Annotated in this window: 14 protein-coding genes and 1 other annotated feature (1 of these 15 cut by a window edge); of the genes, 10 read left to right on the forward strand and 4 right to left on the reverse strand. The window is 38.4% G+C overall.

Going from position 1 to position 14,870, the window contains the following annotated elements; all coding sequences use genetic code 11:
- Positions 1 to 152: a binding site (T-box leader), on the forward strand; it begins 76 nt to the left of the window's first position.
- Positions 153 to 398: 246 nt separating this feature from the next.
- The 3 genes from leuS (at position 399) to F4694_RS21405 (ending at position 3,454) form a co-directional block, all read left to right on the forward strand.
- A complete protein-coding gene (leuS, locus tag F4694_RS21395) occupies positions 399 to 2,816 on the forward strand; it encodes a leucine--tRNA ligase (RefSeq protein ID WP_179601697.1) in 2,418 nt (805 codons plus the stop codon).
- A gap of 51 nt (positions 2,817 to 2,867) precedes the next feature.
- Entirely contained in the window at positions 2,868 to 3,173 is a 306-nt protein-coding gene (locus F4694_RS21400) for a rhodanese-like domain-containing protein (protein WP_179601699.1), read from the forward strand.
- A gap of 95 nt (positions 3,174 to 3,268) precedes the next feature.
- On the forward strand, positions 3,269 to 3,454 hold the full coding sequence (locus F4694_RS21405; protein ID WP_179601701.1) for a sporulation protein Cse60: 186 nt from the start codon (positions 3,269 to 3,271) through the stop codon (positions 3,452 to 3,454).
- A gap of 9 nt (positions 3,455 to 3,463) precedes the next feature.
- On the opposite strand, the gene F4694_RS21410 is transcribed toward F4694_RS21405, so the two are convergent.
- Positions 3,464 to 4,741, reverse strand: a complete 1,278-nt coding sequence (locus tag F4694_RS21410; RefSeq protein WP_179602039.1) for a BaiN/RdsA family NAD(P)/FAD-dependent oxidoreductase — start codon at positions 4,739 to 4,741, stop codon at positions 3,464 to 3,466.
- Positions 4,742 to 4,938: 197 nt separating this feature from the next.
- On the opposite strand from F4694_RS21410, the gene F4694_RS21415 reads away from it, so the two are divergent.
- Both F4694_RS21415 and F4694_RS21420 read left to right on the forward strand, forming a co-directional pair.
- Positions 4,939 to 6,561 carry a putative polysaccharide biosynthesis protein gene (locus tag F4694_RS21415; RefSeq protein ID WP_179601703.1) on the forward strand — a complete coding sequence of 541 codons (1,623 nt, stop codon included), beginning with the start codon at positions 4,939 to 4,941 and terminating at the stop codon, positions 6,559 to 6,561.
- A 30-nt stretch (positions 6,562 to 6,591) separates the two neighbouring features.
- A complete protein-coding gene (locus F4694_RS21420; RefSeq protein WP_179601705.1) occupies positions 6,592 to 7,311 on the forward strand; it encodes a 16S rRNA pseudouridine(516) synthase in 720 nt (239 codons plus the stop codon).
- Between the two features lie 43 nt (positions 7,312 to 7,354).
- On the opposite strand, the gene F4694_RS21425 is transcribed toward F4694_RS21420, so the two are convergent.
- A complete protein-coding gene (locus F4694_RS21425) occupies positions 7,355 to 7,801 on the reverse strand; it encodes a Dps family protein (protein ID WP_179601707.1) in 447 nt (148 codons plus the stop codon).
- A 189-nt stretch (positions 7,802 to 7,990) separates the two neighbouring features.
- On the opposite strand from F4694_RS21425, the gene speD reads away from it, so the two are divergent.
- Positions 7,991 to 8,797 (forward strand): adenosylmethionine decarboxylase, encoded by an 807-nt coding sequence (speD, locus tag F4694_RS21430; protein ID WP_179601709.1) that lies wholly within the window; start codon positions 7,991 to 7,993, stop codon positions 8,795 to 8,797.
- A gap of 139 nt (positions 8,798 to 8,936) precedes the next feature.
- Positions 8,937 to 9,662 carry an AAA family ATPase gene (locus F4694_RS21435; RefSeq protein WP_179601711.1) on the forward strand — a complete coding sequence of 242 codons (726 nt, stop codon included), beginning with the start codon at positions 8,937 to 8,939 and terminating at the stop codon, positions 9,660 to 9,662.
- A gap of 36 nt (positions 9,663 to 9,698) precedes the next feature.
- On the opposite strand, the gene F4694_RS21440 is transcribed toward F4694_RS21435, so the two are convergent.
- Entirely contained in the window at positions 9,699 to 11,033 is a 1,335-nt protein-coding gene (locus F4694_RS21440) for an amino acid permease (protein ID WP_179601713.1), read from the reverse strand.
- A 176-nt stretch (positions 11,034 to 11,209) separates the two neighbouring features.
- Positions 11,210 to 11,431: a DeoR family transcriptional regulator gene (locus tag F4694_RS21445; protein ID WP_063252171.1), complete on the reverse strand. Its 222-nt coding sequence runs from the start codon at positions 11,429 to 11,431 to the stop codon at positions 11,210 to 11,212.
- Positions 11,432 to 11,848: 417 nt separating this feature from the next.
- Here F4694_RS21445 and pepV point away from each other — a divergent pair, with 417 nt between their 5' ends.
- The 3 genes from pepV (at position 11,849) to thpR (ending at position 14,841) form a co-directional block, all read left to right on the forward strand.
- The gene (gene pepV / locus F4694_RS21450; RefSeq protein WP_179601715.1) at positions 11,849 to 13,264 is read left to right on the forward strand and encodes a dipeptidase PepV; all 1,416 of its coding nucleotides are present in this window, start codon (positions 11,849 to 11,851) and stop codon (positions 13,262 to 13,264) included.
- A gap of 27 nt (positions 13,265 to 13,291) precedes the next feature.
- A complete protein-coding gene (gene dat / locus F4694_RS21455; protein ID WP_179601717.1) occupies positions 13,292 to 14,161 on the forward strand; it encodes a D-amino-acid transaminase in 870 nt (289 codons plus the stop codon).
- 113 nt (positions 14,162 to 14,274) lie between these two features.
- A complete protein-coding gene (gene thpR, locus F4694_RS21460; RefSeq protein ID WP_179601719.1) occupies positions 14,275 to 14,841 on the forward strand; it encodes an RNA 2',3'-cyclic phosphodiesterase in 567 nt (188 codons plus the stop codon).
- Positions 14,842 to 14,870 lie beyond the last annotated feature (29 nt).

Raw genomic sequence — 14,870 nt, forward strand, 5'->3', positions numbered from 1 at the left:
GTACATCATGAACTCGCCTATGAGTTGCAAACATGAACATAGATAGTAATGTTTGCCGTATTCCGCGTTAAGGATGAATGAAGCGAGTGTTTTACAACACTAATGTGGGTGGTACCGCGGGAAGATACATAGACAATCCTCTCGTCCCTTTTTTGGGATGAGGGGTTTTTTTAATTTTTTGGCTGTGTTTTAAAGCTGAATGTTGTTATTTGCACCCTGTTGATTTGCGCGCGGAAGGCACGAAGACTCCTGCGGGAGGACGGGGCAGGGGGAGACCCCGCAGGCGCTTAAGCGCCGAGGAGGCTCCCTGGACCGCCCGCGGAAAGCGAAGTGCCTGGAGCGCAAATCAACAGGCCAATTAAACACATTGAATTTTTTAGAGAAGGAAGGAACTGACAATGAGTTTCGATCATCAGCATATCGAGAAAAAGTGGCAAAAGAAATGGGAAGAAGAAAAGACATTTAAAACAAGTGAAGAATTTGATAAACCAAAATTCTACGCATTAGATATGTTTCCATATCCATCGGGAGCAGGACTGCATGTTGGACACCCTGAAGGCTACACCGCTACAGATATTCTTGCACGCCTAAAGAGAATGCAAGGGTATAATGTTCTACATCCAATGGGCTGGGATGCATTCGGTTTACCTGCAGAGCAATATGCATTAGATACTGGAAACGACCCAGCAGAATTCACAGAAAAGAATATTAACACGTTCCGCAGACAAATTAAATCATTGGGTTTCTCATACGACTGGGATCGTGAAGTAAATACAACCGATCCGGAATACTATAAATGGACGCAATGGATTTTCTTGAAGCTTTGGGAAAAGGGACTTGCGTATATTGATGAAGTAGCGGTTAACTGGTGCCCAGCTCTTGGTACGGTATTGGCAAATGAAGAAGTCATTGATGGTAAGAGTGAGCGCGGTGGTCACCCAGTTGAACGAAGACCAATGAAGCAGTGGATACTAAAAATTACTGCTTACGGTGATCGTTTACTAGAGGACTTAGAAGAGCTTGACTGGCCAGAGAGTCTTAAAGAAATGCAGCGCAACTGGATTGGCCGTTCTGAGGGTGCTGAAGTAACCTTTGCTATTGATGGACATGATGAAACATTTACTGTGTTTACCACTCGTCCTGATACCCTTTTTGGTGCAACATATGCGGTGCTTGCTCCTGAACATTCCTTTGTTGATAAAATTACAACAGTAGAGCAGCGGGCAGCAGTTGATGCATATTTAGATAAAGTAAAGACGAAGAGTGATCTTGAGCGAACAGATCTTGCGAAAGAAAAAACAGGTGTTTTTACTGGTGCTTATGCTATCAATCCTGCAAATGGCGAAAAAATGCCAATCTGGATTGCTGATTATGTATTAGTAAGCTATGGTACTGGTGCAATAATGGCGGTACCGGCACATGATGAGCGCGACTACGAGTTTGCAAAACAATTTGACCTTCCGATCAAGCAAGTGGTAGCAGGAGGAAGTGTTGAAACTGAAGCTTATACAGGTGATGGCGGGCACATTAACTCTGAATTCTTAAATGGGTTAAATAAAGAAGAAGCAATCACTAAGATGATTACCTGGTTGGAAGAAAAGGGAATTGGTACGAAGAAGGTAACGTTCCGTTTACGTGATTGGCTGTTCAGCCGCCAGCGTTATTGGGGTGAGCCGATTCCAATTATCCATTGGGAAGATGGTACGATGACTGCCGTTCCTGAAGATCAGCTGCCGTTAACGTTACCGAAAACAACCAATATTAAGCCTTCTGGAACGGGAGAATCACCGCTTGCCGTGATCGAAGATTGGGTAAACGTCGTGGACCCAGAAACCGGTAAGAAGGGACGTCGCGAAACAAATACAATGCCGCAATGGGCAGGAAGCTGCTGGTATTATTTACGCTATATTGATCCAAAAAATGATCAAGCACTTGCTTCAAAAGAAAAATTAGAACACTGGCTTCCTGTTGATGTTTACATTGGCGGGGCAGAACACGCTGTTCTTCACTTATTGTACGCTCGTTTCTGGCACAAGGTCCTTTATGATATCGGCGTTGTATCAACAAAAGAACCATTCCAAAAACTGTTCAACCAAGGAATGATTCTTGGTGAAAACAATGAAAAGATGAGTAAATCAAAAGGTAATGTTGTAAATCCTGATGATATCGTTGACAGCCATGGTGCAGATACACTTCGTTTATATGAAATGTTTATGGGACCACTTGACGCTTCGATTGCGTGGTCTACAAATGGTCTTGATGGATCCCGACGTTTCCTTGATCGGATTTGGCGTTTGATGGTGGAGGAAAATGGAGAATTAAATCCAAAAATACTAGAGAATGAAGACGCCTCTAATTTAGAAAAGGTTTACCATCAAACAGTGAAAAAGGTAACCGAGGATTATGAAGGCTTAAGATTTAATACCGCGATTTCACAAATGATGGTATTTATTAACGAAGCATATAAAGCAACTGTTCTTCCAAAGCACTACATGGAAGGTTTTGTAAAAATGCTTGCCCCAGTAGCTCCTCATGTTGCTGAAGAACTTTGGGAGAAGCTAGGGTCTAGCGGTACCATTGCATATGAAACTTGGCCAGCATATGATGAAGCGAAATTAGTGGATGATGAAGTTGAAATTGTCATCCAAGTGAATGGGAAGGTAAAGACTAAATTACTTGTACCAACAGATGCCAGTAAAGAGGCATTAGAAGGAATCGCAATGGATGATGAACGAGTAAAAGAACAAATCGAAGGTAAAACGATTCGCAAAGTGATCACTGTTCCTGGTAAACTTGTTAATATTGTAGCTAATTAATTGGGAATCCCCCTGTACAACAGGGGGGAACCCTTAAATAGGGGTGGAATTATGGAAGAAATTCAGATTATTACGCCAGAAGAATTAAAGAAAAAGCTCGAAGAAGGGGAAAAACTTGAGCTTGTAGACGTCAGGGAAGATGAAGAGGTAGCACAAGGAATGATTCCTGGTGCCAAACATATCAAAATGGGCGAGATTCCTGCTAACCTCGACTTTTTTGACAAAGATAAAGAATATATCTTTATATGCCGTTCTAGCCATCGTAGTGGAAATGTATGCTACTACCTGCAGGAACAAGGCTATAAAGTTCGTAATATGATTGGCGGAATGCTTGCATGGCCAGGAGAGGTAGAATAAACGATTCCATTAGAGGAATCGTTTTTTTATGCATATAATTTTTAATTTTCAGAAAAAGTGGGAAGAATGTTAGAAGACCCAAAGGAGGGAGTCCAATGATTCAGGTTAAATTGTTCGACCGTGAGCATGAAAAAGATTTAGAGAAGGAAATGAACCGCTTTTTAAGGGGACTTGATGAAAAGAAATTGCTGGATATTAAATATAACGTAGCAGCATTACCAGAGGATGAAGAGGAAGATCAAATCTATTGTTTTTCAGCAATGATTATTTACAAGGCCTGATAACAATGATCAGGCCTGATATGATTTCTTTGCAGAAATAGCTGCATTGGTCCCGGCAAGCCGACCTGTAACCAATGCTGAGGTAATGTTGTATCCACCTGTATACCCATGGACATCAAGAATCTCACCGCAAAAGTAGAGACCACCCATCAATTTTGATCCCATTGTCTGCGGTTCAATTTCTTTAACGGAAACGCCGCCGCCGGTTACGAATGCCTTTTCCAACGGTAAGGTGCCATTTACTTTAATTAAGAATTGTTTACAGCTTTTCACAAAGGTGCGAATTTTCTCATTTGAAATTGTTGCGCCCTGTTCTGACGGATCAATTTCATTTTGCTCCAGCAGAAACAAAAGATACCGTTCCGGGACAAGCCCTTTTAATGTGTTTTTTATGCTTTTTTTCGGCTCGCTTTTTACGAGCTTCACAATTTCTTGAAAAAACTCTTCTTCTTTTTTATCTGGGATTACATCAAGACTCATGGTGGCCTCGTGTAACTTCCATTTTTTCATTGCCTTCACCACAAATTGACTGCAGCGAAGGACTGCTGGACCACTAAGTCCAAAATGGGTAAAAATCATATCCATCCTGTGGGTAATAATCGCTTTTCCTTTTGGATTCAGGACACTTAACTCAATATCCCGTAATGACAGACCCTGGAGTGATTTATTTTTAATAAAGGGTTCATTTGAGGTGACAGGCACCTCAGTAGGAAACAGTTCCGTAATGGTATGACCGGCTTTTTCAGCCCAAGCATAGCCGTCACCAGTAGAGCCAGTATGAGGAACTGATTTACCGCCGACTGCTATGACAACAGATTTTGCTTCAATTTCAGTGCCGTTTTTTAATTTGACAGAAGAAACATGACCATCTTTATAAACAACATCCGCAACTGGGCTATTGGTGTATACCTTCACCTTAAGCTTTTCTAATTGGTCCAAAAGGGCATCGACCACTGACTGGGCTTTATTCGAAACCGGGAACATCCTGCCATGGTCCTCTTCCTTTAAGGCAATCCCCAATCTTTCAAAGAACTTAATAATATCTTCATTACTAAATATTGAAAAAGCACTGTATAAAAATTTCCCGTTACCAGGCAAATGTTTAATGATTTCCTCAACAGGGAGACGATTCGTGACATTACAGCGGCCGCCTCCGGAAATCGCCAGCTTCCTTCCAAGCTTGTCTCCTTTATCAATTAATAGGACGTTTAACCCCTTTTCTCCAGCCGCAATCGCAGCCATTAGACCTGAGGGTCCACCGCCGATTACAACAACATCGTACTGCATACATCCACCAACTTCATGTAAATTCATTTCCTGCACATTCTACCATTATAAACATATTTTACGAAATTTAGCACGGCTGTGAGTGGCATCGAAGCAAAAAGAGTTGTAAACTACTAATAGTGTGCAAAATTGTGTTTTCCTAAAGATTGCTCATATACACACAAACTTTTTCTTCACTGGGAAGGGATCCTAATTTTATGTCGTCAAAGCTTATAAGAGGAACATTTATTTTAACATTGGGTACCATTATTTCCAAGGTACTTGGCTTATTATATGTCATACCCTTTTATCAAATTGTAGGCTCAGAAGGAACAGCACTGTACCAGTATTCTTACATACCCTACACGATCTTTATAAGTATAGCCACAGCGGGTGTACCGCTTGCTGTTTCAAAATTTATCTCAAAGTATAATGCACTAGAAGAATATGCTGTTGGGCGGAGATTGTTCAAATCTGGGCTAGTGATGATGCTTTTAACGGGAATCGTTTCATTTTTAATTTTGTATTTTTCAGCACCGTTAATAGCTGACATGATTATCTCCGAAAAAGATGATGTCGAATCAAGGGTAAACGATATCATCACGGTTATTCGTGCGGTAAGTTTTGCATTGATTGTTATCCCGTTTATGAGTTTAATAAGAGGATTTTTTCAAGGGCATCAATCAATGGGACCATCCGCTGTATCTCAAGTGGTGGAACAAATTGTTCGGATTACCTTCACACTTGCAGGAGCCTATATCGTCATAAATTTTTTAAATGGAAGTATTGTAACAGCCGTAAGTGTTGCGACCTTTGCTGCGTTTGTTGGGGCAATTGGCAGTTTGGTGGTTTTATTTTGGTACTGGTATAAACGAAAACCACATTTAGACGAGCTTCTCCAACACGATAAAGGAACTGCACAAGTATCGTTAATGGAAATTTATAAAGAAATTATTATCTATGCAGCACCGTTTGTATTTGTTGGGGTTGCCAATCCATTATTTCAAGCGATTGATCAAGTGACTTTTACCCGTGCAATGGAGGAGATTGGTAATAGTTATAAGGCAGCGGAGGCTGCATTCTCTATTCTAAATTTTGAATCCCATAAAATTGTGATTATCCCTGTATCTCTCGCGACAGGTTTCTCATTGGCTCTTGTTCCAAGTATCACGAAGGCATTTGTTGAAGGTGATCGGAAAGCGTTAAAACAGCAATTAAATCAAACCTTTCAAGTCTTATTGTTCTTAACACTGCCGGCAGCAATCGGACTTTCTATTTTAGCAGAGCCGATCTACACGATATTTTATGAGCATAAAGAACTTGGATTCGAAGTACTAAGAGCCTATGCCCCAGTTGGAATTCTATTTTCTTTATTTTTAGTAACGAGTTCCATTTTGCAGGGAATCAATGAACAACGATGGACAGTATTAAGTTTGTTAGTAGGTTTGCTTATTAAATTGTCGCTTAATATTTCGCTAATTACGATGTTTGAAACAAAAGGTGCTGTATACGCAACAGCTCTTGGATACATCGGAGCGATCGTGATTCAATTACTTGTTATTAAGAATTATGCAAAATATCCATTTTTATTTGTTTGGAGAAGGAGCTTGTTAATCGTTATTTTTGCTGGAATTATGTGGGCTGGGACCGAAATTGTTTATCAGCTCCTATTGTTCGTTCTAACTCCGGAGTCTAAGTTCCAATCACTAGTCATAATCATTGCTTGCGCAGGTGTAGGAGCTGTCATCTATTTTTACCTAGGATTAAAATCCGGACTTGTAAACAGACTATTCGGTGATAGGGTTGACCGAATTAAGCGGAAATTAAGATTGACCAATTAAACTCCTAAAAAAATGAAGGAGGATTACGATTTGAGAATCGATAAAATGCTCGCTAATTTAGGTTTTGGCAGCCGTAAAGAAGTAAAGCAGCTTTTAAAAAGCGGAGCTGTTAAAGTTGACGATGTGGTCGTAAAAGACCCAAAACAGCATGTAGATTCAAATAATCAAATTGTTACCTTAAACGGTGATGTAATTGAATATAAAGAATTTATCTATTTAATGATGAACAAACCACAAGGCGTATTGTCAGCAACAGAGGACAGCGCTCAGGAGACAGTTATTGATTTATTGGAACTAGAGGACCAAGTATATGAGCCGTTTCCAGTCGGAAGATTGGACAAGGATACCGAAGGCTTATTACTGATTACAAATGATGGTCAATTGGCTCATAAGCTGTTATCACCAAAAAAACATGTTCCGAAGACCTATTTTGCAGTGATAGACCAAGAGGTAACGGATGAAGACATAAAGGCTTTTGCAGAGGGAGTTACCCTTGATGATGGGTACGAAACAAAACCAGGTGAGCTCAAAATTTTGAAATCTGGTATGCGTTCAGACATCGAACTGACGATCACCGAAGGGAAGTTCCATCAAGTCAAAAGAATGTTTGAAGCCGTTGGAAAGAAAGTTGTTTACCTGAAACGGATTTCTATGGGACCATTACCTCTAGATGAAACACTTGAACTAGGGGAGTATAGAGAACTAACGGATGAAGAGATAGAATTACTGAGGGACTACCAGGTGAAATAAAGTAAACATAAGGAAAAGGACAAGGCATCGTGCCTTGTCCTTTTTATGCTTGTAGGAAGGATGTTAACATCCAATTGTGTTTACTTAGTTTTTCGATTAATTCTGTGAACATGTCACTTGTTACCACGTCATTGCTCTGTTCGGCAACCATCTTACCTTCCTTTAACTCAGAGATAAGCTGGGAGAAATCATGAACAACATTTTGTACCATTTCTTCTGCCGTCAGGTTCTCAGGAGTTTCTTCAATAGAGGCAAATTGGATGTACTCCTTTAAGGTTGAAATTGGCTTTCCACCTACAATTAATAATCGTTCAGCTAATTCATCGATCGTTCCTGCTGCCTCTTCATATAATTCCTCGAATTTCGCATGTAAAGTGAAAAAGTGTGGTCCTTTCACATACCAGTGGAAGCGATGAAGTTTTGTATATAATACATTCCAGTTTGCGAGTTGTTGATTCATTACTTGTTCTAGTGTTAATGTTTGTGTCATTGTTTCATACCTCCTAATTTCTTATCTGGTTTAATTATAACACATATTAATTAAAAGTAAATATTAAATTATAATAATTATAAATAAGGTCAGTTTGATAAATGTAAGTAACAATTTATTAAAATGGGTAATCTAAAAATATTTACTACAGAATCCCACGTTTTGAAAATATAAAAGGGGGAAGGTCACATGAAACTGACACCTAAAGAAACCATTGAATTACATGGTTTTAATAATTTGACCAAGTCATTAAGTTTTAATATGTACGATATTTGTTACACACGATCGAGAGAAGAGCGTGAGGCATATTTAAAGTATATTGATGAACAATATAGTGCAGAAAGATTACAAAAAATCCTAACGCATGTATCTGATATTATTGGAGCACATGTATTGAATGTAGCGAGCCAGGATTTTGAACCAGCTGGTGCGAGTGTAACACTGCTTGTCTCAGAGGGACCGGTTGAAAATGCGCCTTCAGAGCATTTTGAAGAGTCACCTGGACCGCTGCCAGAATCGGTGGTAATGCAGTTAGATAAAAGCCATATCACGGTTCATACATACCCTGAATATCATCCTGATGAAGGAATTAGTACCTTTAGGGCAGATATCGACGTTTCGACCTGTGGGGAGATTTCTCCGCTTAAAGCGTTGCATTATCTGATTCGTTCTTTCGAAACGGACGTCATGACAATAGATTATCGTGTCCGTGGTTTTACAAGAGATAAGGATGGATATAAGTTATTTATTGATCATGAGATCAGCTCGATTCAGAATTATATTCCTGAAGACGTTGGCGAACTATTCGACATGATTGACGTAAATGTGTATCAAGAAAATATTTTCCATACAAAATGTAAGCTTCGGGAATTTGATTTAAACAACTATTTATTTGGCTATAAAAAAGAAACATTACAACCAGATGAGTTAATTGAAATTACCGAGAGAATAAAGGTTGAGATGGATGAAATTTTTTATGGCAAGAACATCCAATAAATGACGATTTTACTGATCGCTTTTATATGTCGAATGGTGGCCAAAAGGAAAGTACGCAGCTTTACTAAAAAGTAAGGCTGTTTTTTGCGTTGATGGTGTAAAATGGAATTCATAAGATTTTAATAAGTAGGAGAATCGTATGTTCTTAAAAAAAGTGACATTATTAAAAGAAAAGATTCAAACCTTTAACCTCTATCCCTTTTCGATACCAGCAATTAAGAGCCTAGATGAGATTAAAATAGACAGGAACGTTACCTTTTTTGTAGGAGAAAACGGGTCGGGGAAATCAACTTTATTAGAGGCAATAGCAGACAAATGCTGCTTTAATACAGCTGGAGGCGGAAGAAATAATTCTTATGATGTGTATGAAACAGATTCTGAGCTTAGCCAATTCATAAGGCTTTCCTGGATGCCAAAGGTAACAAATGGTTTCTTTTTACGTGCAGAATCATTTTATCATTTTGCTACCCATATTGATGAGGTGGATGAGAATGGATTTAAAGATTACGGTGGAAAATCATTGTTACAACAATCCCATGGAGAATCCTTTTTGTCACTATTTTTAAATCGATTTAATGGGGAAGCCATTTATCTGTTAGATGAACCGGAGGCTGCATTATCTCCTGCAAGGCAATTAACCCTCTTGAAAATCATTCATGACCTCGAAACACAAGGTGATTCACAGTTTATCATTGCCACTCATTCTCCTATACTATTGGGGTATCCGGAAGCAGACATCTATAGCTTCGACAATGGTGAAATTTCAAAGATAAACTATGAAGATACAGACCATTACAGCATAACAAAATATTTTTTAGAAAACAGAAAGAGATTTCTTCATGAGCTTTTTAAAGAAGACGAATAGCTATAGAAAAAGAAGTGATACCCAAAGGAATGGATATCACTTCTTTTTTGCTATGAATGATAGAACTACCAGCATTCCCACTATGATAAGGGAGACGGTCGAACCAATTAAATTGTTTGGAGTTAAAATAAACCCAATAAAGATGAGACTTAACGCTACTGCGGCGATGATTGTTGTAAATGGAAACCATTTAACCTGAAAAGAAGGCTTAACCTTATACTGTGGTCTAAGCTTTAAATGGGCAGAACATATCCCAATCCAAACCAGCATAATGGTGAAACCAGGAATAGTCATTAGGTAACTAATAATATTACTAGGACTAATATAAGCTAGGAAAACACCAACTAAAAGACAAAGAGTGGTAATCATAAGCCCGATAATGGGAATCCCATTTTTAGAGGTTTTCATTAACCCTTCAGGAGCCACTCCGCTTTTGGCCATTGAAAATAGCGTTCTCGATGTTGCGTATATCCCAGAATTGGCCGCTGAAAGAACAGCTGTTAATAGAATAAAATTCATTACATGTGCTGCACCTGGCAGTCCCGTAATGTTAAAAACTTGAACGAATGGACTGTCTTGACCAGTAACAGAATTCCAAGGCATAATACCGCAAATAATTAAAATAGGGAAGATATAAAAAATAATAACCCGCCATACTGCACCTTTAATGATACTTGGCATGACACGCTCTGCATCTTTAGTCTCGGTGACCGCTACCCCAATTAACTCAGCTCCGCCGTATGAAAACATAACAACTAAAAATGCACTAAGCATTCCGCCAATACCATGAGGGAAAAACCCGCCATGCGCAGTGTAGTTTGCTAAAGGTTCCTCAATATCACTAGGCAGAATACCAAAAATAATGAAAGCACCTAATATGATAAAAGCCACTAAAGCGATTATTTTAATCCCTGCAAACCAAAACTCGAGCTCTCCATAATATTTTACAGGGAATAAGTTGATGGCAATAATTACGGCCGCACATATCAAACTAAGAAGCCATAACGGCGTAGATGGATACCAAAATTGCAGAAAACTTCCTGCAGCTAATAATTCAACGGTGATGACAATGGTCCAGTTAATCCAATATAACCAGCCCGTAATAAACGACAGCTTAAAACCAAATGCTCGATAAAGAAGTAGCTGTACATTGTGATTGGGGAAAGCAATCGCCATCTCTCCTAAAGCAGCCATCACGATAAATAATAAAAGCCCCCCAATTAGATAGGTAAAGATAACACTAGGTCCTGCAATATTTAACGTATCGGAACTACCCTTGAAAATTCCTGTACCAATCATGCCAGCTAATGCTATAAACTGAACATGTCTTGGCAATAATCCTTTTTTTAGTTCATGATGTTTATTTTCCATTTTGTCCTACCTTTATTTATAAAGTTATTACTATCTTGCTTAAACGCTTTTAAGTGCTAAAGTATTATATTAATATATCATAGTATAATAGATATTCAACCTTATTTTAAAAATAAAAGCAACCAAGCAAGCGAGAAAATCGCATGCCTGGTTGCTTTTTATTGTTTATTCATCTATTACGAAGACATTTTTACTTTTTTTTGTGTTGTCGTCCATTTTCCGCGGCTTGGGCTTATTACCAAGTCATTATAGGCTAAAACATTTAAATCTCGTTGTATGGTGCGAGGAGTGATACCAAATTCCTCTACAAGTTCTTGCGTCGTGACTGTGCCTTTGTTACGTATAAACATGTAGATGCATTTGATGCGGTTTAACATCCGGTTAGTCGAAGGTTTCAAAAAACCACTCCCTATCCTTTTTTCAAACCTATGGCTTAATCCCTCTACCGACAGCCTCTTTGATTAGTATGTAATTTTCTTCCCGCAGACAACTCCTTTTATCAATAGATAGTTGCAGTGGATACCCCGATGACTTACATTTATTGTACCCACAAAAACTGAAAATTTCCACCATTAGCGAAATATTTACATAAAAAACATCACTTCGTAACAATAATTGTTCGGTTTTTCTCCTCCCTTTCTTGATTCTTACTATAGTCTATGGGTGTAAATATTAAGTTTATGACAAATTAATAGAATTTTTAGTAAATTTACTGCTCCCCAATAGCGGAAATTATTTCGTTTTTTTGGTGAATATTGATAAAATATCTGCATGGATATAAATTACAGATACAGCTTGTTAGGAGGTCAATACAATTGACGAAGATTAATTGGAAGGATGAAGTAGAAAAGAGAAAAGATCTTCTAATAAAAGACACACAAAATTTATTACATATTAAGAGTCTGTTAGACGAAGAAAATACATATCCAGACGCACCGCTTGGGCAAGGTGTCAAAGAAGCATTAGATTTCATGCTGAATCTCGGTGAAGAGGATGGGTTTATTTCGAAGAATGTGGGGAATATAGCTGGACATCTAGAATTTGGAGAAGGCGAGGAGCTGCTAGGAATTCTAGTACATGTTGATGTGGTTCCAGAAGGTGAAGGCTGGACGAGTGACCCTTTTGCTGCTGAAATACATGATGGTAAAATATTTGCTCGTGGTGCCATTGATGACAAGGGACCAACCATGGCCGCTTACTACGCAATGAAAATAGTAAAGGATCTCGGGCTTCCTCTAAAGAAGCGTGTCAGGATGATTATTGGAACAGATGAAGAAAGTGACTGGAGATGTGTAGAGCATTACTTTGAACATGAAGAAATGCCAACTCTAGGTTTTGCGCCTGATGCTGACTTTCCTATTATAAATGCGGAAAAAGGTATTGCAGATATGGATATCGTTCAGAAAATACCAGTAGAAGAAGCAGAAAAAGTAAACATTGAGGTTATTAGCTTTACTTCAGGTAAACGGTACAACATGGTTCCCGACCATGCGACAGTAACATTAAACATTACTGGAAACCAAATGGATGTTGTTCAGAGGTTCGCCGATTTTATGAAACGACATCAATTGGAACACCATTCACATGTTAAAAACGGTGAATTAACTCTGGAAGTGAAAGGAGTATCCGCACATGGAATGGAACCCAAAAAGGGAATTAATGCAGGTCTATTTCTAGCAGAATTTCTTTCAAAGTTAGATCTAAATTCTACTGCTTCAACTTATTTCAAATTTGTTTCTCACTATTTTCATAATGACTCTAGAGGTGTAAACCTTGGTATAGCCTACTCTGATGATGTTTCAGGAGAATTAACCATTAATCCTGGGAAACTACAATACACCCGTCAATCCGGTGGAAGCATAGGGTTGACCTGTAGATATCCAGTCACCAACAAAATGGAAGAAACGAAAGAGAAGCTTGATCAGCTATTATTGGAAAAAGGCTTTTCAATTGAAAAGTTTAAAGATACTAAGCCGCATTATGTCGATGAAAATGAATTTTTAATTCAAACCTTGAAAAAAGTTTATGAAGAACATACGGGAGTAAATGCCTATTTAATAGCAATAGGCGGAGGGACATATGCACGTTCATTAAAAAGTGGAGTTGCGTTTGGTCCTTTATTTCCGGGGAGACCGGACATTGCCCACCAAAAAGATGAATATATTGAAATTAATGACTTAGTGAAAGCAACCGCTATTTACGCACAAGCAATTTATGAATTGGCTAAATAACAGGAAATTAAAAAGGGGAATACATGCATGGAATTTGCTTTATTAAATGGCTCCATTATTGAACGTTCAGAAGCCAAGGTGGATGTGGAGGACCGTGGTTATCAGTTTGGTGATGGTGTGTACGAAGTAATTCGTATCTATAATGGAAAAATGTTTACGGCAACAGATCATCTTAAAAGATTCTTTAAAAGTGCTGAAAGTATAGGGATTTCAATACCGTTTACGATTCTGCAGTTAAAAGAAATGTTACAGGAACTCCTTATTAAAAACAATCTAGAAACAGGTAACATCTATATGCAAGTAACGAGGGGAACTGCACCTCGAAATCATCTATTTCCAACTGAAAATGTAGTGCCAACGCTTGTAGCATATACGATAAAAGGCGTTAGACCTCTGGATAGTTTGAAATCGGGAGTAAAAGCAATCTTAACGGAAGATATTCGCTGGCTTCGCTGTGATATAAAAAGTTTAAATTTACTTGGTAATCTCTTAGCTAAACAAAAAGCGAGCGAGCAAGGCTGTTTTGAGGCCGTTCAGCACCGCGGTCAGGATGTAACAGAAGGCAGTTCCTCTAATATCTTTATTGTCAAAGATGGGACAGTCATTACCCATGAATCGAACCACTTAATATTAAAAGGAATCACAAGAGATGTTATTTTAGATCTCTGTACAAAAAATAATATTCCGGTGCAGGAACGGACATTTACATTGACTGAAATCGAAAGTGCAGAAGAGGCATTTTTATCAAGTACAACAGCCGAAGTAATGCCGGTAATAGAAATTGACGGCAAGAAAATTAACTCTGGAATTCCTGGACCTCTCACTCGAAAATTGCAGAATTTATTCAAATTAGAAATCGAAAAACAATGTGGAGTCCTTGTTGATAACTTTTTGTAAGCAAAAGAGCGTGCAACAGATAAAAATCTGGTGCACGTTTCTTTTTTGTATTACGCACTAAAATACATACATGTTGGAAAAAATAGTCTAAAATAAGAAAAGGAATGATAAATATGAACAAGCAAACACATTTTTTCTTTGCGATAAAAATACCCCAAGAAACAAAGCTGATCATGAAAGAGAATAATGAGAAGTTAAAAGAAATTCTCCCCTTTAGCCGATGGGTTCACCATGATGATTTGCATATTACATTGGCTTTTCTCGGAAATGCCCCTTCGGAAAAACTTACGAGTGCGATGGAAAAAGTTCACGGAACATTAAGCGGGTCAAAAGGATTTATATTAGAAATAAACAAGCTTGGAATCTTTGGAAAACTAGATTCTCCACGTATTTTTTGGGCAGATACAAAGGAGAGTAATGAATTACAGACGGTTAGGAAAAAAGTTTTCACGGCATGCTTAGATGCGGGTTTTCAACTTGAAACAAGACCCTTTAAACCTCACATCACCCTTGCGCGTAAATGGGCGGGGGACCAACCTTTTCAAAAAAATCTCCTTCAAATCTGGGATGAACTCCAGCCCGAGCCGCTCTTATTTAAAGTGAGCGAAGTAGTTTTATATCAAACACATCTTGATAAAACACCAAAATACGAGGAAAAAACCATTTACAAATTGGAATAATGGATAAATTTTACTGTAAAAGGTTGGTT

This window comes from Neobacillus driksii (genome assembly GCF_013409995.1).
Classification (GTDB): Bacteria; Bacillota; Bacilli; order Bacillales; family Cytobacillaceae; genus Neobacillus; species Neobacillus driksii.

Coding starts and splice junctions, on each gene's coding strand:
- F4694_RS21400 (WP_179601699.1), top strand. CDS start 2,868: ATGGAAGAAATTCAGATTATTACGCCAGAAGAATTAAAGAAAAAGCTC.
- thpR (WP_179601719.1), top strand. CDS start 14,275: ATGAACAAGCAAACACATTTTTTCTTTGCGATAAAAATACCCCAAGAA.
- F4694_RS21435 (WP_179601711.1), top strand. CDS start 8,937: ATGTTCTTAAAAAAAGTGACATTATTAAAAGAAAAGATTCAAACCTTT.
- dat (WP_179601717.1), top strand. CDS start 13,292: ATGGAATTTGCTTTATTAAATGGCTCCATTATTGAACGTTCAGAAGCC.
- leuS (WP_179601697.1), top strand. CDS start 399: ATGAGTTTCGATCATCAGCATATCGAGAAAAAGTGGCAAAAGAAATGG.
- F4694_RS21425 (WP_179601707.1), bottom strand. CDS start 7,801: ATGACACAAACATTAACACTAGAACAAGTAATGAATCAACAACTCGCA.
- F4694_RS21415 (WP_179601703.1), top strand. CDS start 4,939: ATGTCGTCAAAGCTTATAAGAGGAACATTTATTTTAACATTGGGTACC.
- speD (WP_179601709.1), top strand. CDS start 7,991: ATGAAACTGACACCTAAAGAAACCATTGAATTACATGGTTTTAATAAT.
- F4694_RS21410 (WP_179602039.1), bottom strand. CDS start 4,741: ATGCAGTACGATGTTGTTGTAATCGGCGGTGGACCCTCAGGTCTAATG.
- F4694_RS21405 (WP_179601701.1), top strand. CDS start 3,269: ATGATTCAGGTTAAATTGTTCGACCGTGAGCATGAAAAAGATTTAGAG.
- F4694_RS21440 (WP_179601713.1), bottom strand. CDS start 11,033: ATGGAAAATAAACATCATGAACTAAAAAAAGGATTATTGCCAAGACAT.